This window comes from Rickettsiales bacterium (assembly GCA_041396965.1).
Taxonomy (GTDB): domain Bacteria; phylum Pseudomonadota; class Alphaproteobacteria; order Rickettsiales; family SXRF01; genus SXRF01.
The window spans coordinates 1,255,724-1,280,186 of sequence record JAWKXN010000001.1; the positions used below are offsets into that span (position 1 = coordinate 1,255,724).

26 protein-coding genes are annotated in these 24,463 nt (G+C 37.0%); 11 read left to right on the plus strand and 15 right to left on the minus strand.

Annotated elements, in window-relative coordinates:
- Nucleotides 1–106: 106 nt before the first annotated feature.
- From R3D71_06530 to rpsT, 4 genes are all read right to left on the minus strand, one after another.
- Nucleotides 107–1,300 carry a hypothetical protein gene (locus R3D71_06530; protein ID MEZ5691302.1) on the minus strand — a complete coding sequence of 398 codons (1,194 nt, stop codon included), beginning with the start codon at nucleotides 1,298–1,300 and terminating at the stop codon, nucleotides 107–109.
- A 184-nt stretch (nucleotides 1,301–1,484) separates the two neighbouring features.
- Nucleotides 1,485–2,930 carry a chromosomal replication initiator protein DnaA gene (gene dnaA / locus R3D71_06535; protein MEZ5691303.1) on the minus strand — a complete coding sequence of 482 codons (1,446 nt, stop codon included), beginning with the start codon at nucleotides 2,928–2,930 and terminating at the stop codon, nucleotides 1,485–1,487.
- A gap of 28 nt (nucleotides 2,931–2,958) precedes the next feature.
- Nucleotides 2,959–3,453, minus strand: a complete 495-nt coding sequence (locus R3D71_06540; protein ID MEZ5691304.1) for a rhodanese-like domain-containing protein — start codon at nucleotides 3,451–3,453, stop codon at nucleotides 2,959–2,961.
- A gap of 96 nt (nucleotides 3,454–3,549) precedes the next feature.
- Complete coding sequence (gene rpsT, locus R3D71_06545) at nucleotides 3,550–3,816, minus strand: 30S ribosomal protein S20 (protein MEZ5691305.1); 267 nt, start codon at nucleotides 3,814–3,816, stop codon at nucleotides 3,550–3,552.
- Nucleotides 3,817–4,249: 433 nt separating this feature from the next.
- Between rpsT and R3D71_06550 the strand changes: the two genes are divergently transcribed.
- On the plus strand, nucleotides 4,250–4,918 hold the full coding sequence (locus R3D71_06550; GenBank protein MEZ5691306.1) for a glutathione S-transferase family protein: 669 nt from the start codon (nucleotides 4,250–4,252) through the stop codon (nucleotides 4,916–4,918).
- Nucleotides 4,919–5,033: 115 nt separating this feature from the next.
- Nucleotides 5,034–5,468, plus strand: a complete 435-nt coding sequence (locus tag R3D71_06555; protein ID MEZ5691307.1) for a hypothetical protein — start codon at nucleotides 5,034–5,036, stop codon at nucleotides 5,466–5,468.
- Here R3D71_06555 and R3D71_06560 read toward each other — a convergent pair.
- A complete protein-coding gene (locus tag R3D71_06560; protein ID MEZ5691308.1) occupies nucleotides 5,465–7,267 on the minus strand; it encodes a hypothetical protein in 1,803 nt (600 codons plus the stop codon). The two genes, R3D71_06555 and R3D71_06560, sit on opposite strands and share 4 nt — an antisense overlap.
- Nucleotides 7,268–7,442: 175 nt before the next feature.
- On the opposite strand from R3D71_06560, the gene R3D71_06565 reads away from it, so the two are divergent.
- Genes R3D71_06565 through lptB form a run of 6 tightly spaced genes read left to right on the plus strand, consistent with a single transcriptional unit; the run spans nucleotide 7,443 to nucleotide 12,075 of the window.
- Nucleotides 7,443–8,057 (plus strand): ribonuclease D, encoded by a 615-nt coding sequence (locus tag R3D71_06565; protein MEZ5691309.1) that lies wholly within the window; start codon nucleotides 7,443–7,445, stop codon nucleotides 8,055–8,057.
- 29 nt (nucleotides 8,058–8,086) lie between these two features.
- On the plus strand, nucleotides 8,087–8,905 hold the full coding sequence (locus R3D71_06570) for a 3'(2'),5'-bisphosphate nucleotidase CysQ (GenBank protein ID MEZ5691310.1): 819 nt from the start codon (nucleotides 8,087–8,089) through the stop codon (nucleotides 8,903–8,905).
- Between the two features lie 25 nt (nucleotides 8,906–8,930).
- Nucleotides 8,931–9,890 (plus strand): KpsF/GutQ family sugar-phosphate isomerase, encoded by a 960-nt coding sequence (locus R3D71_06575; GenBank protein ID MEZ5691311.1) that lies wholly within the window; start codon nucleotides 8,931–8,933, stop codon nucleotides 9,888–9,890.
- Between the two features lie 43 nt (nucleotides 9,891–9,933).
- Complete coding sequence (lptC, locus tag R3D71_06580) at nucleotides 9,934–10,518, plus strand: LPS export ABC transporter periplasmic protein LptC (GenBank protein MEZ5691312.1); 585 nt, start codon at nucleotides 9,934–9,936, stop codon at nucleotides 10,516–10,518.
- A gap of 39 nt (nucleotides 10,519–10,557) precedes the next feature.
- The gene (locus tag R3D71_06585; protein ID MEZ5691313.1) at nucleotides 10,558–11,163 is read left to right on the plus strand and encodes an LptA/OstA family protein; all 606 of its coding nucleotides are present in this window, start codon (nucleotides 10,558–10,560) and stop codon (nucleotides 11,161–11,163) included.
- A gap of 21 nt (nucleotides 11,164–11,184) precedes the next feature.
- A complete protein-coding gene (gene lptB / locus R3D71_06590; GenBank protein MEZ5691314.1) occupies nucleotides 11,185–12,075 on the plus strand; it encodes an LPS export ABC transporter ATP-binding protein in 891 nt (296 codons plus the stop codon).
- 86 nt (nucleotides 12,076–12,161) lie between these two features.
- On the opposite strand, the gene R3D71_06595 is transcribed toward lptB, so the two are convergent.
- Complete coding sequence (locus R3D71_06595; protein MEZ5691315.1) at nucleotides 12,162–13,154, minus strand: integrase core domain-containing protein; 993 nt, start codon at nucleotides 13,152–13,154, stop codon at nucleotides 12,162–12,164.
- Nucleotides 13,155–13,351: 197 nt separating this feature from the next.
- On the opposite strand from R3D71_06595, the gene rpoN reads away from it, so the two are divergent.
- Together rpoN and R3D71_06605 are read left to right on the plus strand one after the other, a co-directional pair.
- A complete protein-coding gene (rpoN, locus tag R3D71_06600; GenBank protein MEZ5691316.1) occupies nucleotides 13,352–14,854 on the plus strand; it encodes an RNA polymerase factor sigma-54 in 1,503 nt (500 codons plus the stop codon).
- Between the two features lie 184 nt (nucleotides 14,855–15,038).
- A complete protein-coding gene (locus R3D71_06605; protein MEZ5691317.1) occupies nucleotides 15,039–15,527 on the plus strand; it encodes a hypothetical protein in 489 nt (162 codons plus the stop codon).
- Between the two features lie 46 nt (nucleotides 15,528–15,573).
- Here the strand turns inward: R3D71_06605 and R3D71_06610 are convergent, their stop codons facing one another.
- From R3D71_06610 to R3D71_06640, 7 genes are all read right to left on the minus strand, one after another.
- Nucleotides 15,574–15,846 (minus strand): septum formation initiator family protein, encoded by a 273-nt coding sequence (locus R3D71_06610; protein MEZ5691318.1) that lies wholly within the window; start codon nucleotides 15,844–15,846, stop codon nucleotides 15,574–15,576.
- 95 nt (nucleotides 15,847–15,941) lie between these two features.
- Nucleotides 15,942–16,238: a hypothetical protein gene (locus tag R3D71_06615; protein MEZ5691319.1), complete on the minus strand. Its 297-nt coding sequence runs from the start codon at nucleotides 16,236–16,238 to the stop codon at nucleotides 15,942–15,944.
- Between the two features lie 9 nt (nucleotides 16,239–16,247).
- A complete protein-coding gene (locus tag R3D71_06620; protein MEZ5691320.1) occupies nucleotides 16,248–17,507 on the minus strand; it encodes a hypothetical protein in 1,260 nt (419 codons plus the stop codon).
- A 136-nt stretch (nucleotides 17,508–17,643) separates the two neighbouring features.
- Nucleotides 17,644–18,966 (minus strand): 30S ribosomal protein S12 methylthiotransferase RimO, encoded by a 1,323-nt coding sequence (gene rimO / locus R3D71_06625; protein ID MEZ5691321.1) that lies wholly within the window; start codon nucleotides 18,964–18,966, stop codon nucleotides 17,644–17,646.
- Between the two features lie 23 nt (nucleotides 18,967–18,989).
- Nucleotides 18,990–19,352 (minus strand): hypothetical protein, encoded by a 363-nt coding sequence (locus R3D71_06630; protein MEZ5691322.1) that lies wholly within the window; start codon nucleotides 19,350–19,352, stop codon nucleotides 18,990–18,992.
- Nucleotides 19,353–19,381: 29 nt separating this feature from the next.
- Nucleotides 19,382–19,783, minus strand: coding sequence for a gamma-glutamylcyclotransferase family protein (locus R3D71_06635; protein ID MEZ5691323.1), 402 nt, complete (start codon nucleotides 19,781–19,783; stop codon nucleotides 19,382–19,384).
- Nucleotides 19,784–19,800: 17 nt separating this feature from the next.
- Nucleotides 19,801–21,105 carry a hypothetical protein gene (locus R3D71_06640; GenBank protein ID MEZ5691324.1) on the minus strand — a complete coding sequence of 435 codons (1,305 nt, stop codon included), beginning with the start codon at nucleotides 21,103–21,105 and terminating at the stop codon, nucleotides 19,801–19,803.
- Nucleotides 21,106–21,457: 352 nt separating this feature from the next.
- Here R3D71_06640 and aceB point away from each other — a divergent pair, with 352 nt between their 5' ends.
- Entirely contained in the window at nucleotides 21,458–23,017 is a 1,560-nt protein-coding gene (aceB, locus tag R3D71_06645; protein MEZ5691325.1) for a malate synthase A, read from the plus strand.
- A 166-nt stretch (nucleotides 23,018–23,183) separates the two neighbouring features.
- On the opposite strand, the gene hpt is transcribed toward aceB, so the two are convergent.
- Nucleotides 23,184–23,738, minus strand: a complete 555-nt coding sequence (hpt, locus tag R3D71_06650; GenBank protein ID MEZ5691326.1) for a hypoxanthine phosphoribosyltransferase — start codon at nucleotides 23,736–23,738, stop codon at nucleotides 23,184–23,186.
- A gap of 23 nt (nucleotides 23,739–23,761) precedes the next feature.
- The gene (locus R3D71_06655) at nucleotides 23,762–24,436 is read right to left on the minus strand and encodes a zinc-ribbon domain-containing protein (protein ID MEZ5691327.1); all 675 of its coding nucleotides are present in this window, start codon (nucleotides 24,434–24,436) and stop codon (nucleotides 23,762–23,764) included.
- Between the last annotated feature and the right edge of the window lie 27 nt (nucleotides 24,437–24,463).

The following is a 24,463-nucleotide window of genomic DNA, read 5'->3' on the forward strand; positions in this document are numbered from 1 at the left end:
ATATAGCAGCGAAAAAGCATGTGGCAAATGTTTTCTAAAACCACACTATATTCTTTTTTGGGTATATTTAGATATAAAAAATTCTTGGTGTCAGCTCAATCTATTATTAACGCGCGCCTCTTTCTTCTGCCTTTTTCTGTAATATTGTGACCGCATTAGGAGTAAGACGGAACAAATCACTATCATCCATTCTACTGTTACCATTAAGATCAGCAACACTCATACCATCAGCTAATATTTTTTTAGCGTCAGCAAAATTTCCTAACCCTGCTCTTTCCAGTAATTCCTTAAATTCTGTACCACTATAAATTTTATCTTCTGATTGTTTTAACGCCGATTGAGAATTTATTACTGCATATTCTTCCTTAGATAAAGTGGCTTTACCTGCAAAAAGCTGATCAAAGCGCTCTTTATTTCCCCATTTTTTATCTACCCAATCGGTAAATGCTATTGAAGCATTCTCTGGATTTTGAGCCACATCATAAGTCCACGCTTGATACTGAGCATAGGACATAGCAGTGTACTTGCCTTCGGATCCATTATGGAAATATTCTTTATCAGTAAATGAACTAGCTTGCGTCCTTGAAAAATTAGCAATTAATTGTTCGTCCGTTTTTGGGTTGTTTTTATCTGCACCGAAATAAAACTTCACCTCATCAAATTGCCCTCCATCATGTACCTGATCCATGACAATCACACGATCTTGATAAGGAATACCGGATTTTATTTGTGTTAATACCTTTTCTGTAACATATATATCTGGCAATCCGTCGCCATTATTAACCGGTTTTCCATTTGTACCATCAATGACTATCTCACCATAGTTAGCTTCACGTGGCTCTGAAATTATTCCCCTAAAAGTAACTGCGCGGCGCGCGCCTTCTGGGGTTTCAATATTTATCTTTTGATCACCAGCCGCATAAGTTTCTTTCTGAGAAATAATAGATACCCCTCTATCCTCTGCCCATTTATCAACACTTTTATCAGGAGCCTCACGCTGCCAAGCCATAAACTCCGTAGAGTCAAGCTTAATAGGATCACCTCTACTGTCTGCCACTGTAATTTCCAACCAAAGGTTATATGCGCCAGAGCCTAATTCTTTTATTTTATATAGAGGTATATGCTGCGGCTCTCCAGAATCAAGCTTTTCTAAAATTTCTACAGCATTTGGATTTTTCTTTATAAAATCTTCGTTGTATTTTTGGAAGTCACCATTTGGATCATTGATAAGTTTGTTATACTCATCATCTGTTTTCATAGAGTTTATCTGTATTAAAGGATATTTCTGTTCTGCAGCCATTTTTATCATTCCTATTTATCACCAATTAATGAATTGGCTTACGACATTAATATAATACAATTTTCTGAGAAATAATTATTACAATATCATGAAATATTAATAAATGAGACTATAAAAAGCTGGCTATCCATCTAACCTATTGTTTTACAATATATTATATACAAAAAAAGACCAATACAGCTAACTAACTTTGCAACAAGCGGCTTAGCATTTCAATATCTTGTGAGAACTCGTGGTCAGAGGAGATAAGCTCTTCTACTTTCTTCACGGCGTGCATAACGGTAGTATGATCTTTTCCACCAAAGCGCCTGCCAATCTCCGGCAAACTTTTACTAGTAAGCTTCTTGGAAAGATACATAGCTATTTGTCTAGGTCTTGCTACTTGTCTTGCTCTTCTCGCTGAGTGCATGTCAGAAACTTTTATATTATAATGACCGGCTACTTGTTTTTGTATATCCTCAACAGAGATGCGACGATCGTTAGCTCTTAGAAGATCATGCAATACTTCCTGCGTTGTCTCTAAAGTTACCGGACGACCAACCAAAGTAGCGTGCGCCACCACCCGATTGAGTGACCCTTCAAGCTCACGGATATTTGAGGTTATTTTATGCGCGAGAAATTCCATTACTTTCTGTGGTATAACCACATCTTTCATTTGCTCTACTTTTGACTGCAAAATACCAAGACGCAATTCATAACTAGTAGTATGTATATCAGCAACCAGCCCCCAGCCAAGACGTGAACGCACCCTCTCCTCTATTCCTTCTAAATCAGAAGGTGAACGATCTCCAGAAATCACCAATTGTTTATTCTGATCAACAAGGGCGTTAAAAGTATGGAAAAACTCTTCCTGCGTAGAGTCCTTACCGCTGATGAACTGCACATCATCAATCATAAGCACATCAACTGAGCGGAAATGCTCCTTAAACGCCAGAGCTTCCTTAAAACGTAGAGCTTTAATGAACTGATACATAAATTTCTCAGCCGATAGATATAAAACTCTCCTTTCAGGAGTGTTATTACGAATATGCCAAGCTATCGCGTGCATAAGGTGAGTTTTACCAAGCCCTACTCCTCCGTAAAGAAATAGCGGATTACAACCCTGCACCACATTTCCAGATTCCGCCACCCTTCTAGCGGCAGCATGCGCTAATTCATTTGGCTTTCCAACCACAAAATTCTCAAAAGTATAGCGTGGATCAAGTGGAGCCCCCATCTGCGCGTCAATCTCTGACGCATTACTACCCATAGTTTGCGCGTCTTCCGACTGCCAACTTTGCGGAGTAAGGACATTAAAAGTTTGTGGAGCTGTAGATTTTTCAGCGGAAGCTGGTGATTTTGTGGAATCATCAACAAATATCTCTATTTCATAACCTTCTGATATTTCTTCTTCATGCCAAAGACTATTAATATTATCTATATAATTTCTGTTAATCCATTCACGCATAAAACGTGTAGGAACGGATATTCTTATGGTATTATCCGATATACCACTAAAGGATAATGGCTTAAGCCAACTTCTAAATATAGCGTCACTATAGTTAGTAGCTAATTTAGCTACCACACGCTGCCACGCCATAGACAGCAAATCCTCCATAGTTTGATTTTCAGAATATTGTAGAGATGCCATACAAACTAAACCTATGTTATACTTAAAATTAACCCTGTATCCAAGGCAGAGAATAATATTTCCACCCATCTTTAGTAGAACGATGACGGTTCTCATCCGGATCGCCCTCAAATCCACCATCTATATTAAAACAATAATTAAAACCTTCTTTGCTCAGGGCAATCGCCGCGTCCATAGAGCGTCCGCCTGAACGACATATGAAAAATAAAGCCATGTCTTTCGCAATATCATCGCTAGACAACAACTCTTCCACAAAATTTGTGTTAAGGGAAAAGTCAGGATAATTTTTCCAAGAAACTGTTAGAAGCCTACTTTTGGTGCCAGATAAATCTGGTATCCCCACAAACTGCCATTCCGGTTTAGTACGAACATCTATGATTATTGATTTATGATGTTTCGCGTAATTATAAACATCAAGAGGAGATATATCACCAGCATACTCACAGGAAGCGCTAATAACCGCTTTCTGTAGAATATCTGATAATGGACTATCAAATCTATTGGTAATACAACTAGATCCCATACACTATCAACCAATCAAACCCGTTGAAAAAAAGACAATATTATAGTGTCCACCTGTTAATCGGTGGTTAGAATCAAAATTACAAATTTTAATAGGCTATGCCGCTAGCTTCTTGATACGATTAGAAAGACGACTGATTTTACGAGAAGCTGTTCCTTTGTTAAGAACACCTTTAGTTACCCCACGCATAATCTCCGGTTGAGCATTCTTTAACGCCTCCCGAGCCGCTGGTTTATCTCCCGAATCAACAGCCAGTTCAACTTTCTTAATAAAGGTACGAATACGGCTTATGCGAGCCTTATTAACCTCTGCACGTGACTGAGTCTGACGTATACGTTTCTTAGCTGACTTATGGTTTGCCATTATTTATGTCCGTTTATTTTACCAGTTAAATTAAATATCGCACCGAATATAATATCCCGATACATTCAGGTGCAATCTATATATTAGCCACTATACTGAATTATCAATAGTAAATATGCAGATACATGACCAAAAGTCGTCATAGGTTAGAGGTATTTTTTCTGTTCGTCAAGTTGATTAACAACAAAAAAATACAATATAAAATACAATATGAGAGAGGCACTATATTAGCGTGATATTTCAAAAATAAAGACTGTTTTTTTATCAATTTTAGGTTTATAACTTGGCGGATAAGTACGTTATCTAACTGATATAAATAAACTTACTGATATTTATTACTATAATCATCCGTTAACACCTTGATAAACTTTGTATTATTTAATATAGTCCAAAGTTACTAGCAAACAGTTATAACTACCAGAATTAATTTATAATGCGCCTTCTATATCACACGCCTTTATCACCATTTTGTAGAAAAATCAGAATGTTACTTGCTGAAAAAGGTATAGAGTTTGAGTTAATTCAGGAAAATCCTTGGGATAAGAATTTGGATTTTTTCGCGCTTAATCCCGCCGGAGAAGTTCCGGTGCTAATTGAGGATAATGGTAGTGTAATCTCAGGGGCTTACGCTATCAGCGAATATCTTGAGGAAGGATACCCTCAGATAACCCTTCTTGGAGAAACGCTCGCTCAGAGGGCGGAGGTAAGAAGATTGGTGGATTGGTTTGATCATAAATTTGATTATGAAGTCACCAAAAACATTCTTTTTGAGAAAACTTTTAAGAGATATTTTGGCTATGGCGAACCCGATTCCTCCGCGATCCGTATCGGCAAACAGAATATGGCTTATCATCTGGAATATATTGGTTATCTGGCAAATGAGCGTTATTTCCTCGCTGGAGAAAATCTAACACTCGCTGACCTTGCCGCCGCCGCCCACTTGTCTTCTCTTGATTATCTTGGTGATGTTGATTGGAAAAATAATAAAGCCGCTCATAGCTGGTACGCACTGATAAAATCCCGTCCTAGCATGCGCTGTATACTCGCCGAGAGAGTGCGTGGCGCGCGACCACCAGTCCATTACGAAAACCCTGATTTTTAATAAAAAATTGAAAAATACCTTTGTCATAATAAATTAACAAAATTGTAATGGATTATCAGCGTATAACCTAATATCATAGTAAGCGGGAGATTGTGCTAAAAAATCAAATATTAAAATGCGACCTGAAATTAACAACCAAAGTAAAAATATAGAAGATCCTTCAAATAAAGGAACTGATATTTCCTTCCAAAATACTGGCACAAAGAAACCTGAGCCCAGTATATTGCAGGACAAAAGACTCTATCCTTTCTTTGCCGCAACAGCCATAAGCATAGGTTCTGTATTGGTAAAAGATAAAAATGGGATAAGTTACGCGCAAAGAATAATTGATAAAATTACTGATAGTCCAATAAGTAAACAAACGATGGGTGAACCAACAAATAGTAATTTGGAGATCAAACTACCTCCTAGCAAAAACAATCCAATTCTTAATATTGGAGCAGTGTTTGTATTGTCATATTCTATAATATCTTTATTGGGTATGGCGGCAAACAAACTTTACAATTCTACCATATCAAAAAATAGCGATAAAAACATAAATAGAAACTAACGAGGAAAACCCATTTTTGTGTCTTCCCTAATAGCCTCTTTCACTTTATATGGGGTTTCCTGCAGGCCACTTTTATTTATTGCCGCTACTAAATCTTTTGCTGCGAAGTTTCTGTATTTTGAAATTACATCATATTTTCCATCATCAGGAAACCAATGATCAACTGAATTAGCAAATTGCGATATAACAACAAAGTCATTTAATTTATGCTTCCCTCTACCTTTTACCATTCTGGAAGCCGCCTTCTCAGCTAAAAACAAATGATGATTCTGCAAATTTTCTATCTTGAATTTATCCGGCCCAGCTTTTTCTATTTCCATAAACCTGCTGCCAACATCATAGAGAAAATCTTTTCTTCCTTCATCACTATGCATTTTTTTATTCCAGTCTTTAATATTTTCCTTAAGAGCGTTCATAGCTACATTACCACTAATCATTGCTGGTACTGTAAATAACAAGGATGGCGGCGCAATTAGAGCAAGTAGACCTGTATACGCTCCTCCAAGAGTATTGCCATTTTTCCACCCTTCCTCTAATTCTCTAATATCTGGTATCTTATCATCTTCCTCCATTATTTTCATAACGCCTAAAACAGATAGACCACCACCTGGTCCTCCAACGACCCCGCTTACGGTTCCGACATCACGAATAATTTTCTGGGTAAGCAGCCTAACTCCACCGTTTCTTTCCATCATCTCAACCAGATTTATCGCTGCCCATCTTTGCTTATCGGTTAAGTCAGACAAATTACGCCCATCATTTTCTTTAGCGTAATCTATGGCGGTTTTTATATCAAAACGAGAGTTCGTCTCTAAAACTCTATTTATGTTATCTTTATGTTTATTTAATATATTTTGGTCCAAAACCAATCCACCCAGAGTAGCCAAAGGACCTATAGACGCTAATACATAAGGGGAAATGGAATTAGACGCTACCTGAGCTGCGTCATCCGCTCCTGAGCTCGCGGCACCTCTTGCTACATCATCACTACTTGACGCGGCAACACCTCTTACTACATCATCCGCGCTTGCGGCTGCCACGCTTCCAGTTACATTACCGCTGGCACGCACCGTATCATTAATTTGATCAGTAACCCCGTCAGCCGCTGATTTAGCGTTATTAATACTATCCTTTTTAGCTATTATCCTGTTTGCTTTGGCATAATCATCAGAGTATTTTGCCATTGAAGTCAAAAGTTGGGTGATGATTTCTTTGCTCAAATAACCTTCAGCGACATGACTGGCCATTTCAGTTAATTTACTTTCGGACTTCATAAAATTATCAACTCCAACTCCCATATCAAGAGATTTAGAAATAGCTTTTAACTGCTCACGTAATCTGTTCCTATCAATCCATTCTTCTACTCGTTCTTTGTGCGAGTTTAACTCATCAGCAAAGTTTTTATATAACTTATTCGCTTCTTGATTGCTAAAACTGAGATAACGAGCCGCCTTGATATTGTCCTGTACTCGTGAACGCCAATTTATTCCAGAGAATCTATTAACAGATGCTATATTATTTCTGTTAATCCACTGTGTATTTTTTTGTAGTAAATTTTGCCTATAACTCTCCTCTGTCTTTGCTAAAGACATTACTTGTTGCATTTGTTTCTGTGGCAACTTAAGATCGTTATCCACAAGATATTTTAGATATTTGTCTAAAGTAAGAGAAGAGTCTGTCATCATCTCTGGAGTAAGGTGAAATAATTCCATCTGTTTTTTCATTTCCATAGGGAAATTACTCATAAGAAAAGAATATGTCTTTTTCAGTTTATTACTTTTATCTATCTGAGAATCCATAGCGTTAAAATAGCGTATATTTTGTCAACTAATACTTGTGATTATAGTTAAAATATTAAACAAAATAAGTAAATTAAAAAAACTTGTATAATGATAGATTTATTGACATAATCAGCTAGATTGAGTTTACCTGCAACTATCTGATATATAATAAACTCTCAAAGAGGAGGATGTTATTACAAATTTTTTACATATCGGTGACCTACCGGAGGATGTGGTATTAAATGGTGACATTGCTGTTGATACTGAGGCTATGGGACTTAACAACAAGCGTGACCGCCTCTGTTTAGTTCAGATTTCTGACAGTGGTGGTGACGCTCATCTGGTGCAGTTCAAGAGAGATGAGTATAACGCCCCTAACCTAATAAAGCTTCTTCGTGATATAACGAGAATTAAGATTTTTCATTTCGCTCGCTTCGATTTATCAATAATGCGTCATTATCTGGGTGTTAGGTTATCTAATATATATTGCACCCGTACCGCTTCCCGTCTCGCCCGCACCTATACCGACAAGCATGGATATAAAGATGTGTGTAAGGAGTTGCTAGGGGTTGATGTCTCTAAGCAACAGCAAAGCTCCTACTGGGGGACTGAGAATCTTTCCGCTGAACAGATAGGGTATGCGGCATCTGATGTGTTGCATCTGCATAACCTAAAAAAGAAACTTGATGAAATGCTTGAGCGTGAAGGAAGAGACGAACTAGCGAAAGCGGTATTTGATTTTCTCCCTTACCGCGCTGAGCTTGATCTTGCCGGTTGGGAAGATGAGGACATATTGGCTCATAGCTAACAAACAATAATATAAAAAAAGAAAATACTATGCCACAACTGACAAAACTCGCGAAAATAGCTAAAAAAGCTGGTGAAAAACTTTTAGAAATGCAGCCAGCAGTTGTTGAAAAAGAAAAAGCCCAATTAGGAAGTGACAAATATCCTCACAGTGAAGCTGACGACGCAGCAAACAAGATAGTTCTTGAAGAATTAAATAGATTCTATCCTAATATTCCGATCGTATCAGAGGAAAATTCTGTCAAGGATAATAATAAGGGCTTAAAAAGCAAGGAATATTTTGCTATTGATCCTTTGGACAATACACGTAGCTTTGTTGAGGGAAAAGGTGCTTATAGTATAAATATAGGTAAAATAGAAAATGGTCTACCGACTGAAGGAGCCATTTATTTCCCTAAAAAAAGGGAACTTTATTTCACAAAAAATGGGCGAGCTTTTTTGCAAAAAGATGAAAGCGAGCCAAAAGAGATAAGGGTGGCGAGATTATCACCACACGGTCCTATAAAAGTAGCAGTTGGCTTTGCTAACTCGGATGATAGTTTATTTGGAAATATTACACACGAGACAGGGAAATATCCAGGTCAATTAAGAACCTGCATGGTCGCCGCTGGAGAATGCCATGTTACTGGTAGGCAGAATGAAGGGTTTAATATATGGGATATAGCCGCTCCACATGCCGTTCTGCGAGCTGCGGGAGGCGAAATTGTTTTAGCGGAAGACAGAAAGCCATTTCGCTATAACGGTGAAATAAAAGTACCCGCCCATTTTTCTGGTGCGATTGAAACACTACTGATTATGGGGCATACGACCAAAGGGTTGTTACAACCAAAACATCAAAGACAATTATAATCTATAACCATTTGACAGTATTATAATGATAAATAAAAACCAAGATATAGCAAATGGTAAGTCTGTTTTAGAACAGGAGATAAAAGGGCTTAACGCTCTTATGGAAAATCTTGGCAAAGATTTTTCTGATAGTGTTGAGTTAATAGCTGGAATAAAAGGACGGGTTATCGTAACCGGCATGGGCAAAAGCGGGCATGTGGCGCGTAAGATAGCGGCTACTATGGCATCTACTGGCACACCAGCGCACTTTGTCCACCCTGCCGAAGCCAGCCACGGTGATATGGGGATGATAACCAAGAACGACGTGGTAATCGCTCTTTCCAACTCGGGAGAGACCGCTGAGCTTGCTGATCTTATAGCTTATTGTAAGCGTTTTTTTATACCACTTATTGGAATTGTAAGACGTAAAAAGTCTATGCTGGTTGACTCATCCGATATAGCTATGATCTTGCCTGAAATTCCTGAAGCTTGCGTGACCGGCGCGCCAACCACATCTACCACTATGATGATGGCTCTTGGTGACGCTATAAGCGTAGCACTGGTACGAAGACGTGGTTTCGGCAAAGAGGATTTTTCAGTATTTCATCCCGGCGGAAAGCTTGGTAAAGCATTCATCAGAGTAGGAGATCTGATGCACTCTGGCGAAGAGCTACCGATAGCGAAAGAAAATGATATAATGCGTGATGTACTTATTACCATGACCTCTAAACGTTTTGGCTGTGCTGGGATTATAGATGATAGTGGTTTTCTTTCTGGAATAATTACTGATGGTGATTTGCGTAGACACATGCAAAATGATTTACTGGAAAAAACCGCATCCGTGATAATGAAGGAATCACCACTTACGATCCGTCATCAGGCACTCGCGGCGGAAGCGCTTGCTATAATGAATGATAAATCAATTACTAGTTTGTTCGTAGTTGAGGATAAAAAACCAGTCGGGATAATTCATATTCATGATTGCTTAAGAGCGGGCATTAATTAGTTCACACCTATCTTTATTATAAAAATTTTGCTATAACTATCATATGAGTAATACAGGAAATAGCTATACCAAATTCGTTTTTCTTGGCAAAAGAACCCTGCCGATTTTAGCGGCTGGTATTATTTTAAGTGTTATATGGATAGCTTCTACCAACAACTCCACTAATGGTGGCAGGATGGTTTTTACCAACGCTCCTAAAATAGAGGAAATAGAAAATGTGATGCAAAAACCTCGTTATCAGGGGATTAACGATAATAATCAACCATATACTATAGAAGCTGATAAAGCCACTCAGCAAGATAAGGATAATGTCTTACTAGATAATATAAAAGCTGATATGAGCGGCGATAATAATGATTGGGTAGCTGTTCTCGCGAAATCAGGAACAATAAATACTGTAAAAGAACATATATTTTTATTTAATAATGTTGAGCTTTTCTACGAAGGAGGTTATCAATTCCGTAGTAAGAACACCCATATTGATTTAACAAAAGGCTATATATATGGAAACAAGCCGATAGAGGGAAATAGCGAGATAGGAACCATAAAAGCTGATAGCTTCTCTATATCGGATAAAGGTAATGTAATTAACTTCAAAGGGTCAGTGAAGGTAAATTTATATAAATAGCCGGATTGGTAATTTATTATTTTTGGATTAGGAATAAAAATGCTTAAAATGAATCTTTATAGTATCTTAATATTTTCTATATTAATTTTCTCTACCTCCGCTAAAGCACAAAATTTTCATAAATCTAGCGACGCGCCTATTGAGATAGTGGCTGATAACCTAAAAATATTACAACAGGAGAATAAAGCCATATTTACTGGTCATGTTGTAGCGAAACAGGGCGATGTTAATATAAAATCAGAAAAAATGACGGTTTTTTATAAAAAACCTGAAGAAAAAGAAGAGAAGAAGAAAAAAGAAGCAAACAGTAAAAAAAATATTAACGATAAGCAGGAAGAAGCGGGACAGAACTCTATAGAAAAGATAATTGTTGAAAAAAACGTATTCCTATCAACCCCCGATGAGACCGCGAAAGGCAGAAGAGGAATATATGATGTAGCGAATCGTAAAGTATTTCTTAACGATGATGTGGTACTTACTCGTAATAAGAACGTACTTAAAGGTGATAGACTTGTTTATAATTTTGACACTGGAAAAAGTGAGATGAATTATATAAAAACTGGTAAAAGTACTAAAAACGATAAAACACAAAGAGTAAAAGCCCTTTTTATTCCAGAGAAAGATGGTAATAAAAAAGAAAAATAAAAAAAGGTACGAAATTAAACGATGTTTTTGTCACTTGTAAAAAATAAAAATGCAGATAATTCAGAGCAGGAAGTTACTTTAGATTCTCCCTCACCTTATAGGAAGAATGGTACAGAAAAACAAAAAGCTTCTGCTGGTAAAGACAAAGAAAAAAGCACTAAAAATAATAGTCCGCAATTAATTGATACGCATAACGGGCTTGAGGCTCTGCATATCGGCAAGCGCTATGGCGGAAGACCAGTAGTTCGTGATGTAAGCCTTAAGGTAAGACGTGGTGAGGCGGTTGGTTTGCTTGGTCCTAATGGTGCTGGTAAAACCACATGTTTTTATATGATAACCGGACTTATAAGCCCTGATGTTGGTAAGATAATATTGGATGGTCGTAATATTACCAAACTACCTATGTATCGACGTGCGCGTCAGGGAATCGGGTATCTTCCACAAGAAGCGTCAATATTTCGTGGTCTTACTGTAGAGCAAAATATACTCTCTGTTCTTGAGATTCATGAAAAAAATCTGGATTCACGTCACGCACAACTTGATGAATTGCTCGCCGAGTTTTCCATAACCCATTTGAAGCAAGCGCAAGGTATCACTTTATCTGGTGGTGAGCGAAGAAGGGTTGAAATAGCTCGCGCTCTGGCGGGAAAGCCATCCTTTATACTTTTGGATGAACCGCTAGCTGGAATTGATCCCATAGCTGTTGATGAAGTACGTGTGCTGGTAAAACATCTTAAAGATCGTGGGATAGGAGTGCTGATAACCGATCATAATGTACGTGAGACTCTGGATATTATTGATCGCGCGTATATTATGCATGATGGCTACGTGCTTATGGAAGGCTCACCTTCTGAGATAGTAAATAACGTTGATGTACGCAGGGTTTATCTTGGTGATAGATTTAGTCTCTAGTTTAAGAATTAAAGACTCATCAGCCGATACGTTTTTGTCACCCCTGTAAAAGTCAAATAATTCGGTGTCAGATTTTGTAATCTGTTTCATGTTATATTTTTTCCAATAAGATGAGAAGGAGTTTTTCCATTTGCGGCGGAGTGAGGTCTTGCGTAGTTGTAGTAAGTCATATACTCGAACACTTCATTTTTGAGCTGGTCTAGCGAGTCGAATACCATTTCACGCAGCAAATCTTCTTCTATTGTTTTCCAGAATCTCTCTATTTTTCCGTTAGTTTGTGGTCTGTAAGGTTTAGTTCGGCGATGTTTTATTTTAAGTTCAAAAAGCAGACGCATAAAAGGATTTTTCTTAATAGTTGCTGGATCGTTACTACCACTGCCAAACTCTGAACCATTATCCGTTAGTATCTCAACAAAATCAAAACCAAACTCTTTCTTGAATAAATTAAGTAGCTTCATTGTAGAAAACATCACATTTAGCGATGTAACTTCAGGAATAACCTCACACCACGCTAGAGAAGTTTTATGGTCAATCAGCCCCACCAGATAATAACGTTTATTATCACCGGAAATCATGCCTTTGGGTAGGTAATGGCAATCTATATGCCCTAGCTCACCGGCTTTTTCTTTGATAATCTTGCGTTTTTCTTCCATCATTCTTGGCTGCAATCTGTTAAATCCATGTTTTTTGCTTATATTATAAATAGTGCTAGGACAAGGACGAGTTTCATGTTCAGAAATCTGTAAATCAGCATGTATCTCAAAACGATTCAAACCTTTTTGCCGTAAGCCTATAATCTGTTGTTCTATATGAGGTAAAATTCTCCTAGTTTTATATTTAGCACCGCGTTTTTGAGGCAATAATTCTAATTTAGAACCACTACTTTTGTAACGATTATAGTATTTTATGAAATTCTGACGGGTTAGATTATGAAATTTATAAAATTCACTGACAAAACAAAATCTTGTGTGTCGCTTTGCCTTAATTAATTCATATTCCGAACATAAAAACTCCATCCGCTTTATTGTGCTTGACTCAAGAACTCTGTCCTTGCCACTGCGTAATTCTTGTTTGCTCATGCGTTGCCTCATTTATAAAGTTTGACTCAATTAGTGACTTTACAAAATCTGACACCGAATTATTTGACTTTTACAATGCCATACTAGTTCGCGGCATCCGGTAAGATACGTATAAATATTTTTCTATTAGATTGAATAGGACAATGCTATAATTCTTCGGTTATAAATTTTTATAATTGTCTCAACCATATATAATTATGAACTCTCATAAAGCAAACGCTCCTAAACTTGAGTTACGGCAAGGTCAGTCATTGATAATGACTCAGTCGCTACAACAATCTATAAAGTTGTTGCAATGTAATTCTCTAGAACTGCGTGAATTTGTGGAGCAAGCGCTTGAGGAAAACCCCTTCTTAAGTCAAGATGAAATATCATCTTCAGAAGAAAAAATAGATAGTGATGACAATAAAGCAAAAGAATCAAGTGAAGAGGAAGATGATAATATTAAAGCCTCTGACGAAAATCATGATGTTGGCGAATGGTCAGAAGACTGGGATGATAGCTATGATATTGACCGTGATAATATAAACTATAGCCAAGAATCTTCAGCTAACTCCAGTAGCTATAATTCTGATGAGTATAATAAAACTATAGAAGATAATCCAGCTAACTCGCTGTCTCTTAGAGAGCATATGTTAAACCAGCTCCAGATAGAGATAAACGACCCTACAGAAAAACTTATAGGTGCTTACTTGATAGATCTACTGGATGAGAGTGGATACATAAAGGATGATCCAACGCAAATTAGTGAAGTTTTGGGAGTTGAAGTTAAAGAAATAGAAAACATACTTGAGAGCTTAAAAAAATTTGATCCAACAGGAGTATGCGCGAAAGACCTGAAAGAATGTCTATCATTACAGTTACGGGAAAAAGGGCGTTTTGATCCGGCGATAGAGAAATTGCTGAATAATCTTGATTTACTTGCCGACAGTAAGTTTGATGAGCTTAGGAAGAAATGTGGCGTAGATAAAGAAGATTTGAAGGATATGATATCTGAAATAAGAGCATTAAATCCTAAACCTAGCAGTAATTTTATCCATGAGGTAACACAAGCTATTGAGCCAGATATTTTTGTACGTCGCCTCACCGATGATAGCTGGCACATTGAACTCAATATGAATAATTTTCCGAAAGTTATGGTAAATAAACGTTTTTACAAAACCGTAAGTGAAAAAACTAAGAATAAAAAAGATAAGGAATATTTGAGTGAAAAATTTAATTCCGCCAACTGGTTAATTAAAGCGTTGGAACAAAGAGCGCAAACCATGCTTAAAGTATCTGGTGAGTTGATAAAACAGCAAGACGCTTTTTTTAGATTGGGTGTACGTTATCTAAAACCAATGACACTTAAGGATATAGCAGCCGCTACGGATTATCATGAAAGCACTATATCCAGAGTGACTAATGGTAAATTTCTTACCTGTCAGAGAGGAACTTTTGAGCTTAAGTATTTTTTCACCTCTTCCCTTACTAGAGCGCAAGGAAGTGGAGATAATTTCTCCAGCCAATCGGTTAAACATTTAATAGCTGAAATGATAGAAAAAGAAGAATTAAATAATATATTGCTTGATGACGATATAGTAGAAAAGCTTAAAGAAAATAATATTAACATAGCTAGACGCACAGTCGCTAAATATCGGGAATCTCTTAGTATTCCCTCATCCGCTAAACGTAAACGGATAAAGCAAAATATCCTATAAAAACAAATAATTGCACAAAATATAGTAAAACCGACTATTTCGGAGTCAATTTTGATAGTAACTTGGGTAATTTTTACTACAAGTTACTATAGCTGTAACAAAACTGTAGTAACCGCACTTTTCTAATTAACCGAAGCTTCACATTAACACACCGATATTTTGCTATAATTTATAGTGGGTTATTATGTATTTGAAAAGGACATGTCTTCGTATGGACGTGATAATGGAGCGTACAAACGGTAGTGATATAACGGTTAATGGGGTTCTCCTGCCCCATCATCTAGTTAGAGAACTACAAAAGCTGGGAAGAGCCTTAGAATGGTATCATAAAGGCGAGCTAGAGAAGGCAGTAATAGCAACAGCTGTTGACCGTAACCTTATTGATGATCCTGATGGTCATAACTTTAATGATAAGCTGGAATTAACAGATTCCGAAAAAAACGAGAAAAAACGCAAAAAAAGCTCTTTCAAAGATTTTTATTCTTTGCCTAACGACCAGCCAGCCCGTGATGATCTTGAACTACGTCAAAAACAAATGAAAAAAGAGCGTGAGGCCGAAGAAGAACGAGCTAGAGAGAAAAAGAACAAAGAAGGATTTATTAAAAGCTTTTGTAGGAGATTGAAAGAGTCAAGAAGTAACAGTCATAATCACAAATGTAGCATTTATGAGTAATTGCCATATATTTTTTACTAATAACAATTATTCAGAACGGACATAATCACTTGGTAAATACTACAACCTCATTTTTTCCAGCCATTCCTAGTACAGTTTTAACCCGTTCATCAAGAAGGTCTAAATCAAGGCTTTTGTCACTTAGGGCTTTTACTTTCTTATCCATAGCTGTCTTTTCTTCTTGCACTAATGAAAGCGTTTCTTTCATTTCCTCAAGTCTGGTTTTTTCTTGGAACAAAGAAAACACTCCACCAACAGTGTGGAATCCCAGATAAAAAACAACAAAAATTCCTAAAAAAGCACCAATACGTCTTGTCATAAAACGGGAATCCAAAATGAGTAAACTTCGTATGACACAAGTCAGCGGGAGGCATTATAATACAAAATCTTACTATTTGAAAATAAAAAATATGATTAAATGTAAGGCTTAATCTCATTTTCAAAATAAGAGTTATCTCCATATTCTCTCTTTATTTGCTCTGCAACCATCTGTGGCGGTTCAATAGAACGTCCAAATTTTATTATATTACCATATTTAGTTAATTCAAAATTACCATTTTCATTAATTTTTCTGTATTCAATATATTTACTGGGAGACATGAGAATATAAGCATAGTAAGGCAAATTATCTTCTGTATATCCTCTGGATAGAACAACTATATTAGCTTTCTTGTCTAGCAAACTAAGTGTATGATGATTAATCTGTTTCATTTATTTATGTTAACCCCTTACGGCTGCCCTTTTTTTCTCTAATTCAAGTTGCTCCATTCCAACAACTTTACTTTCAATCTCTCTTTTTACTTGTAAAAAATCTGGTAAATTTATTTTTTTACCTATTTCACTATCCAGCTCACGCACAGTTGCTAGAACCGCATCGGCAAATTCTGGTGATGCTTCCTTTGATACAGAAACATCAAACTTAACATATGTAGGTATAACTCCTTTATGTTTTTTACTCAAATCATCTATATATGAAATATATTCTTTTCGTTTTTGATGATTAAATTCATTAAATGTTGTATGTCCATTTTTAATACCATTATATTGAGAACGTGTAACCGGCATATCTCCGGATGGATATTTTTCTATAAATTCTTGATAATTATCTTTTGATTTACTTATCAAGTCGAACAAATCCTTGCCCAACTCTTCAAGCGGGGTGTGTATGAGAAACTCTAAAATCTGCCTCGTAGTTTTTGTATCACCACTTTGCATTTTGTTATATTCCTCTATACGTTCTCCGGAAAGCTGTCTCTTTATGTTAGGTGTCATCTCCGGAGTTTTTAATTCACATTCAAATGTAATAGCCTGATGTTTTATATTCTGTTTTTCATATGATTTTTCTAAAGCATCCGTAGTGTGTGACTCAACAAGTTTTGAAAAGCGCTTTTTAGGAATATCCGTCCATTCAGCAGATTTATGTACAGAAACAGCTATCCCGTTTTCTCCTAAAGTCTTATGGATAAGCGAGACAACATTATCAAGTGATGGTTGCACGCCAATCTCTTGTTCGCTCCCCTTTTCTTCTCCTAGTTTGGATTTATATAAATAATATCCTCCATGTCCCCAAAAAATAGCTACAGGTTTTTTATTTCCTTCTGTTCCAGCTAATTTATTAATATCAAAATCTTTATCACCAACATCTCCCTTTATAATTATATCATCCTGTCCTAGTTTACTTTTCCACGATTCCACATGATCATCACGCAATTCTACGCCAATAGCTTGTACGTTTTTAAGGTCAATATTTTGTAATGCCTGCTTATAGCCAAGCGTCATATCACCGGGACCACACATTAAATCAACAAATGTAGTAGATTCTCCAGATTTGCTATTAAAAGCAGAAGGGACTTTTTCTTTAAGTCTTGATAACAAAAGATTTACTGCCTCTTTTTGTCTTTCATTTTCATTTGAATTTTGAATAAAGGCATTAAACCATTCAGCATATCTTGATTCCATCGCCGCGTTTTCTTTTTCCATGTTTACGCAATTCCTTCGTCTTATCAGATAAATAAATTAAATAATATTAATAAAATCTATTTTATAGCCTATGTCAATCTGTAAGAGTATTCTATAAAATGCTGAGGAATTTTATGTTTAACATACAGGATAATAATCAATACTCACCATACAAATCATACTCATCTGAGTCTGTAATACTTACATTTACTACGGTTCCAGCCTGTATTTTTTTGTGGCTGCTTATGTGAACAACACCATCAATCTCCGGCGCGTCGGCGTGTGACCTGCCAACAGCCCCCTGCTCTACCACCTCGTCTATCAACACTGGAATGGTTTTTCCTACTTTAAGCTTAAGACGGTTTTTACTTATTTCCTGCTGCACAGCCATAAGACGATTCCAACGTTCTTCAACAACTTCCTGCGGGACATGGTCTGGCAGAGAATTAGAATCAGCCTCCGCTACATTCTCATAACGAAAGCAACCGACCCTATCCAATTGCGCCTGCTCAAGCCAATCAAGTAAAAACTCAAAATCTTCTTCTGTTTCTTCAGGAAACCCTACTATAAAAGTTGAGCGTAGTGTAATGTCAGGGCAGACATTACGCCAATCAGCTATTTGCTCTAAAGTTTTTTCTTGATTAGCGGGACGGCGCATTTTTTTTAGTATAGATGGTGAAGCGTGCTGAAAAGGTATATCAAGGTAAGGTAATATCTTACCTTCAGCCATTAGCTGGACAGCGTCTTTAACATGCGGGTAAGGATAAACATAATGCAGACGAACCCATACACCAAGCTCTCCTAGCGCGGCGCATAGATCATAAAATCTAGTAGCTATTTCTTGTCCGCGCCAGTTGCCCTTAGCGTATTTTATATCAACACCGTAAGCGCTAGTATCCTGTGATATGACTAGAAGTTCCTTCACTCCAGAAGCCGCAAGATTTTCCGCTTCTTTCATTACGTCCGTAATATTCCTACTTACTAGCTTTCCTCTTAATTTTGGTATGATACAAAATGAACAGCTATTATTACAACCTTCTGATATTTTTAAGTAAGCATAGTGACGTGGCGTTAACTTAATTCCTTGCGGCGGCAACAAATCAAGATATGGCGCGTGCGCTGGTGGAATCGCTTTATTAATAGCGGAAACCACTGACTCATATTGACCCGGACCAGTAACCGATAGAACATTCGGGAATTTATCGCTTATCAAGTTTGGTGTAGCTCCCATACATCCGGTAACTACCACCTTGCCATTTTCGGTTAGCGCCTCATCAATAGCGGATAGTGACTCTTCTCTAGCGCTATCTAAAAAACCACAAGTATTTACCACCACCACATCAGCGTCATTATAACCACCGGAAAATTCATAACCCTGCGCTCTTAGCTGAGTTAATATTCTTTCTGAGTCCACTAACGCTTTAGCGCATCCTAGACTCACAAAACCAACTTTTGGAGCTTTTATCGCTTCACTTTTCATTTATTATATTTCCTGTTATCATCTTAAAGAGCCTCATTAAGCCAATTAGTATAGTTTTGCCAATCTAAATCTATTATTTTTTTCCGCTCCTCATCAGACATTTCCGAAATCACCGACCAGCTTTTACTATATAGAGGATATTCGGCTTCAGCGATTACATCCCTATAGTCACATTTAGCTTTACTTATGGCATGCTCTAAAGAGGTAATATTACCACCGGAAAGCTTTACACAAGCAGCCCAGACTCTAAGGATTGACTTATCAGTGTGTTGTTGTGAGTATTTTTTTAGAATATCTAAAACTACATCAAGCTTATCATTGCTAAAATCTCTTTTAATGAGTCTTTTAACATCATCCTCTGAAATATCTGGAACTGGCTGGTTCATAATTATTTATGATTAGAAACCATTATAATTTATGAAGCAAGCAGTATCTTGCTATCATAAAATCCTTTGTAAAATCCAGATTTCACTTTGAAATTATACCTACCTTTTTTATCTTTAGGTATTTTCTTACAGGTGTGAAGTATATCAAGCTCTGGATAATAAGTCATAATTGGCAAATCCATAATCTTTTTTAGGATATAGCCAGCCTCATGTTTATCCAGCCTATGCTTTATTTTTTTGTCAATCTTCCACATTTCACCAACAACAATGTCTTTTTCCTTACCAGTATAGTATAAAAGCGGGTATTTCTCATCAGGAGATAGATACAACGCGTATCCCACCAGCTTTTTCCTTTTTACATACTTGGCTCCTTCCATATATTTATGGAGGATTCCACCTTTTTTAAGAGTACCGTAAGCAAATATTTTCATAATTTTCCTATATAAAATTATACTGAAGGTTGACTAATAGAGTTCCCTGTGACTTCTCTTGCGTAATCCGTAAGTGATTTTGGTTTTATCTCATTATTCATTTTTTCCGCGATACTTTCCGAGACAGATCTTGGCTTTATAGTATCGGTAAATTTTCTATATTTGCTTTCTTTAGCGTAAAACTCCTCACCTTCCATTTTGTTAATGGCATCCATATCAATATCGTATCTGGCGAATACTTTTTTGGAATCTTCTCCATTTTTGATCGCGCTTGCGGCTTCTTTTACCTCTTTCATATCTGTTGATTTATTGGCAAGCTCTACATACGCTAGTGCTTCTGGGTATTTCTCCAACAGATTAAAACCAACAAGATAATTAAGCTTTCCTATGGTAAAACTTTTATTGTCAGTTTGCGGAATATTATCATAAGTTATATTAAATAACTTCGCTATATGATTGGAAAGCTTTACGTCGTTTTGCGCTTGTTCACTAGCGCCAAGCGGTGATCTATAATCCTTATATATCTTATTCCTATGTAAATAAAGTAATGTCTGAATTTCCGCTGGCTGTATTTCAGAATAAGGGTTTATATCATTATGATTTATCTTATCACTTACCAATTTCTGTTCGCGATCAAAAAATGATGGTCTACGTAAAAACCCTTCTCCATATAAATGTACACCTATAGCACCAACACCAGCATTGGCATTCACGTCATATTTTGGCTTTAGTGTTCTAAAGGCTTTATCCCTGAATTTATGCCAAGGTACAAAAAAAGCGGAAGCGGTAGTAAAACGCATTAATGTTCTGGTAATATAAGCCTTTTTAGTTATCTGTACCGCCTCATTCTTGCTTCTTAAGAATACGTCAGAAAGAGTTACATCCTCCGTTTTTTTGCCAAGCTCATAACCAACAGCTTCAGCGTAAATATTCTTTATGTCATGCAAAGTATTCTTACTGTAAAGCCCAACTATAGTAAGAAACGTAGTACCCATTCCAAAAGCGGCGAAGTTACGCGAAGCATACCTAAAGAAACTTTTCTCCTTCCATGGCTGGGCACCTTGTTTTACCTTAGGGGGCGTTTTACCAAGAAAATTAAAAGGATTTATCTCTTCAGCAGCAAGCCATATATAACGAGTAGCGACCAGAGGAGCGAGCAACTGAGTAAATACTGAATTATACCAAGTTCTATCAGCCTTTAATTCTGGCTTTTCTACCTGAAACTGAGCAAGAGAATCCACAGAGCGAGCGCTCGCAGGAGAAAGGTTCTGCGAATCTGGCTGGCTTTGCGGCGGAGAGGCTTTATTATCTTCGTCTTTCATGCACTTAAAATTATATAATTCGTATTATAGCCATGTTACGTCTCTAATGTAGCATTATTAACCATAATAAGAAAATGAATATAATGTGAAGATTTTATGACTATTCCAGAACTATTGAAGTATTTGGATTTTATTTATGACATAATATGGTCATTATACAATGATTTGGATAACCCTAAACAATTAAGAAATGATGTTGAATAAGCAAAAATTATGGTTAGCTTTCTTGCATTTAATTGTAAAATATAATACCAATTCACTATAGGTTAATTAGCAAGTTAGCCATTTATAAGAATAAATAACAAATAATACATATATTTCAAATTCATAATAATTAAAATTGGGAACAAACATGACCTTAACCATTACAGCACCGTTATCTGATGAGTATAAATCTATACTAATCCCTGAAGCGCAGCAATTCGTCGCTGAATTAGCTGAGAAATTTACCGCTCGTAAAGATGAATTACTTAAAAAACGTATAGAAAAACAGAAATGGTTTGACGCTGGCAATTTACCTGATTTCCTTCCTAAAACTAAGAATATACGTGATGATAATAGTTGGAAGGTAGCGCCAATTCCTAAACCACTGCAAGATAGGCGAGTTGAGATTACTGGTCCGGTTGAGCGTAAAATGATGATAAACGCTCTAAATAGCGGCGCGAAAGTATTTATGGCGGATTTTGAGGATTCACTTACCCCTAACTGGAATTCAGTGATGGATGGTCAAATAAATCTTCGTGATTATGTGGATGGAACACTTTCTTACGTGAGTCCTGAGGGGAAAAAATATGAGCTTAACGAGAAAATAGCCGTTTTAATCGTACGTCCACGTGGCTGGCATTTAGAAGAAAAACATGTTCTGCTTAACGGTAAACCAATAGCTGGGGCGTTCCTTGATTTTGGTATATATTTTTACTTAAACGCCAAAAAATTAATGGAACGAGGTCTTGCTCCTTATTTCTATTTGCCAAAACTAGAAACCCATGAAGAAGCGAGATTATGGGCTGATATATTTGATTTCGCTGAGAAAAAATTAGCTCTTAGCAAAGGAAGCATCAAGGCAACCGTACTGATTGAGACTATAACCGCCGCTTTTGAGATGGAAGAGATTCTATACGAACTTAAAGATTATTGCGTTGGTCTTAATTGTGGCAGATGGGATTATATATTCAGCTATATCAAAAAATTCTATAAGCGCCCTGATTTTGTATTACCAGACAGAGCCGCTGTTACCATGACCACTCATTTCTTACGCTCCTATTCGTTACTACTTATTAAAACCACACACAAACGTGGCGCGTTCGCTATGGGTGGAATGAGCGCTTTCATACCGGTAAAAAATGATGAGGCGGCTAACGAGAAGGCATTCGCTATGGTGCGAGCTGATAAGGAACGTGAGGCTGGTGATGGTCACGACGGAACATGGGTAGCGCATCCCGGTCTTATCCCTGTGGCTATGGAAGTATTTGACCGGCTCATGCCAAATTCTAACCAATTAGATAAACAACTTCCTGATGTAAACATTAGCGCCGATGATTTACTAGCGGTCGCTAAAGGCGATATAACAGAGACAGGATTGCGCAATAATATAAGTGTTTCCGTACAATATCTAGCTTCATGGCTTAACGGTAATGGCTGCGTTCCTATATTCAATCTTATGGAAGACGCGGCTACCGCTGAAATCGCCCGCTCGCAAATATGGCAATGGATTCATCATGACAAAGGAGTTCTAGCGGATGGTCGTCCGGTGACCATTTCACTTTTTGAACAATTTTTATCAGAGGAAATGGATAAGTTACCTAAGTCTGGCCTACCTTATGAACAAGCGGCGAAGCTGCTTACTGAACTGGTGTCACAAGCTGAATTCGTGGAATTTCTGACCCTACCGGGTTATGATAAGCTTAAGTAAGAAAGAAGTATAAAGCTAGGAATTGGGAAATTGAGGAAATGAAGAGCGTAGGTGGAAATAAAAGATCCCTCGTCTGCGCTCGGTATGACGTTGTAATTCCGACTGAGAGTAAGCGAATTGTGAAATATATTTACTTAATTCTTCATGCCTTACGCTCTCCAGTTCATTAACCTTCATCAGCCCTACTTATGAATCCGATATATGGTAATTCTCGGTAATAGTTGGCGTAATCAAGACCATAACCAACCACAAATTTATCATCTATCTCAAAACCAACAAAATCAGCTTTAACCTTCGCTGTCGCCTTGCCAATTTTTTGTAGCATTATCGCTATTTTTACGTCTCTTGCCTGCCTTTCTTTAATTAAGTTAGCGGCAAAAGCTAGTGTATTTCCTGACTCAAATATGTCATCAATAATGAGGACATCCCTGCCCTTTACATCCTCTACTATATCACGGATTATCTCAACCTTTCCACTTGAGGTCATGTTATTTCCATAACTACTTAAAGTCATAAAATCAACCTGTGGCTGTACACCGTTAGAATGTAACGCTCTTATAAGATCGGCGGCAAAAACAAAACTTCCTTTAAGCAAAGAGATTACCATTATATCCTTCGCTACTTTTTTAGAAATATCTACCGCTAATTCACTGACTCTTAGATTTATTTCCTCAGCGGAAAATAATATCTTAATATCTTCAGATTTACGCTTATCTTCCATTATGATTATTATAAATTAATTTGTTATAATTCCGGTTCTGGTTTACCCCTTAGCATCAATTCCGTTGATGTACCAAGATCAACTATAAAGCGCTTCGCTAAGGAGAATTTTATATTGAGTGCCCCAGTGCTAAATGGCATTGTCTCATCTGGTTTTAATATTTTTCCATTACTGTCAAATTCCCATGATTGCAAAGGATAATCTGTTCCATCCACCAACATCACCCTAAGATTTGGCACTTTTTTTGGATCTGTGGTCTTATTTAATATATTACCACTAATTTCAAAAATCTTTGATTCTTCTCCTATTTGTTTCGCTATTTTTATATCGGCGAGAACTATTCCCTTGCTTGGCTCTATACCAACTAATTCCGGCTTATAAATAAGTAAGGAAAGTGATAGCACCACAATTACAAAACAAGCGACTACCATTTTCAAAACGAAAGGAACCTCAAACTTAGGGACTGGTAGTTTTGAACTATCAAAATCCGCTTTCGCGGCATTGCTCGTAGCGTTTATGTTATCAAGCATCTCCGAGAAATCAGGTATGGCCTCCTGATTAGAAGAATTTTTGTCTATTACAGGCTCCTGAAACCAGCTATGCGAACATTTAGCGCAACGTACTGTTCTGCCACCAGCGCCAATCGCACTGTCAGCGACAAGATAACGAGCATTACAGTTTTTACATTGTAAAATCATATTATTTGTATAATCTCTATTTTAGAA

Bases quoted from the DNA above. Each gene is read 5' to 3' on its own strand.
- R3D71_06605 (MEZ5691317.1), top strand. From the start codon at position 15,039: ATGTATTTGAAAAGGACATGTCTTCGTATGGACGTGATAATGGAGCGT.
- R3D71_06560 (MEZ5691308.1), bottom strand. From the start codon at position 7,267: ATGGATTCTCAGATAGATAAAAGTAATAAACTGAAAAAGACATATTCT.
- rpsT (MEZ5691305.1), bottom strand. From the start codon at position 3,816: ATGGCAAACCATAAGTCAGCTAAGAAACGTATACGTCAGACTCAGTCA.
- dnaA (MEZ5691303.1), bottom strand. From the start codon at position 2,930: ATGGCATCTCTACAATATTCTGAAAATCAAACTATGGAGGATTTGCTG.
- lptB (MEZ5691314.1), top strand. From the start codon at position 11,185: ATGTTTTTGTCACTTGTAAAAAATAAAAATGCAGATAATTCAGAGCAG.
- hpt (MEZ5691326.1), bottom strand. From the start codon at position 23,738: ATGGAAGATAAGCGTAAATCTGAAGATATTAAGATATTATTTTCCGCT.
- rimO (MEZ5691321.1), bottom strand. From the start codon at position 18,966: ATGAAAAGTGAAGCGATAAAAGCTCCAAAAGTTGGTTTTGTGAGTCTA.
- R3D71_06640 (MEZ5691324.1), bottom strand. From the start codon at position 21,105: ATGAAAGACGAAGATAATAAAGCCTCTCCGCCGCAAAGCCAGCCAGAT.
- R3D71_06570 (MEZ5691310.1), top strand. From the start codon at position 8,087: ATGCCACAACTGACAAAACTCGCGAAAATAGCTAAAAAAGCTGGTGAA.
- R3D71_06530 (MEZ5691302.1), bottom strand. From the start codon at position 1,300: ATGGCTGCAGAACAGAAATATCCTTTAATACAGATAAACTCTATGAAA.
- R3D71_06595 (MEZ5691315.1), bottom strand. From the start codon at position 13,154: ATGAGCAAACAAGAATTACGCAGTGGCAAGGACAGAGTTCTTGAGTCA.
- R3D71_06620 (MEZ5691320.1), bottom strand. From the start codon at position 17,507: ATGGAAAAAGAAAACGCGGCGATGGAATCAAGATATGCTGAATGGTTT.
- R3D71_06555 (MEZ5691307.1), top strand. From the start codon at position 5,034: ATGCGACCTGAAATTAACAACCAAAGTAAAAATATAGAAGATCCTTCA.
- R3D71_06585 (MEZ5691313.1), top strand. From the start codon at position 10,558: ATGCTTAAAATGAATCTTTATAGTATCTTAATATTTTCTATATTAATT.
- R3D71_06540 (MEZ5691304.1), bottom strand. From the start codon at position 3,453: ATGGGATCTAGTTGTATTACCAATAGATTTGATAGTCCATTATCAGAT.
- R3D71_06635 (MEZ5691323.1), bottom strand. From the start codon at position 19,783: ATGAAAATATTTGCTTACGGTACTCTTAAAAAAGGTGGAATCCTCCAT.
- R3D71_06550 (MEZ5691306.1), top strand. From the start codon at position 4,250: ATGCGCCTTCTATATCACACGCCTTTATCACCATTTTGTAGAAAAATC.
- R3D71_06655 (MEZ5691327.1), bottom strand. From the start codon at position 24,436: ATGATTTTACAATGTAAAAACTGTAATGCTCGTTATCTTGTCGCTGAC.
- R3D71_06610 (MEZ5691318.1), bottom strand. From the start codon at position 15,846: ATGACAAGACGTATTGGTGCTTTTTTAGGAATTTTTGTTGTTTTTTAT.
- aceB (MEZ5691325.1), top strand. From the start codon at position 21,458: ATGACCTTAACCATTACAGCACCGTTATCTGATGAGTATAAATCTATA.
- R3D71_06630 (MEZ5691322.1), bottom strand. From the start codon at position 19,352: ATGAACCAGCCAGTTCCAGATATTTCAGAGGATGATGTTAAAAGACTC.
- lptC (MEZ5691312.1), top strand. From the start codon at position 9,934: ATGAGTAATACAGGAAATAGCTATACCAAATTCGTTTTTCTTGGCAAA.
- R3D71_06575 (MEZ5691311.1), top strand. From the start codon at position 8,931: ATGATAAATAAAAACCAAGATATAGCAAATGGTAAGTCTGTTTTAGAA.
- R3D71_06615 (MEZ5691319.1), bottom strand. From the start codon at position 16,238: ATGAAACAGATTAATCATCATACACTTAGTTTGCTAGACAAGAAAGCT.
- rpoN (MEZ5691316.1), top strand. From the start codon at position 13,352: ATGAACTCTCATAAAGCAAACGCTCCTAAACTTGAGTTACGGCAAGGT.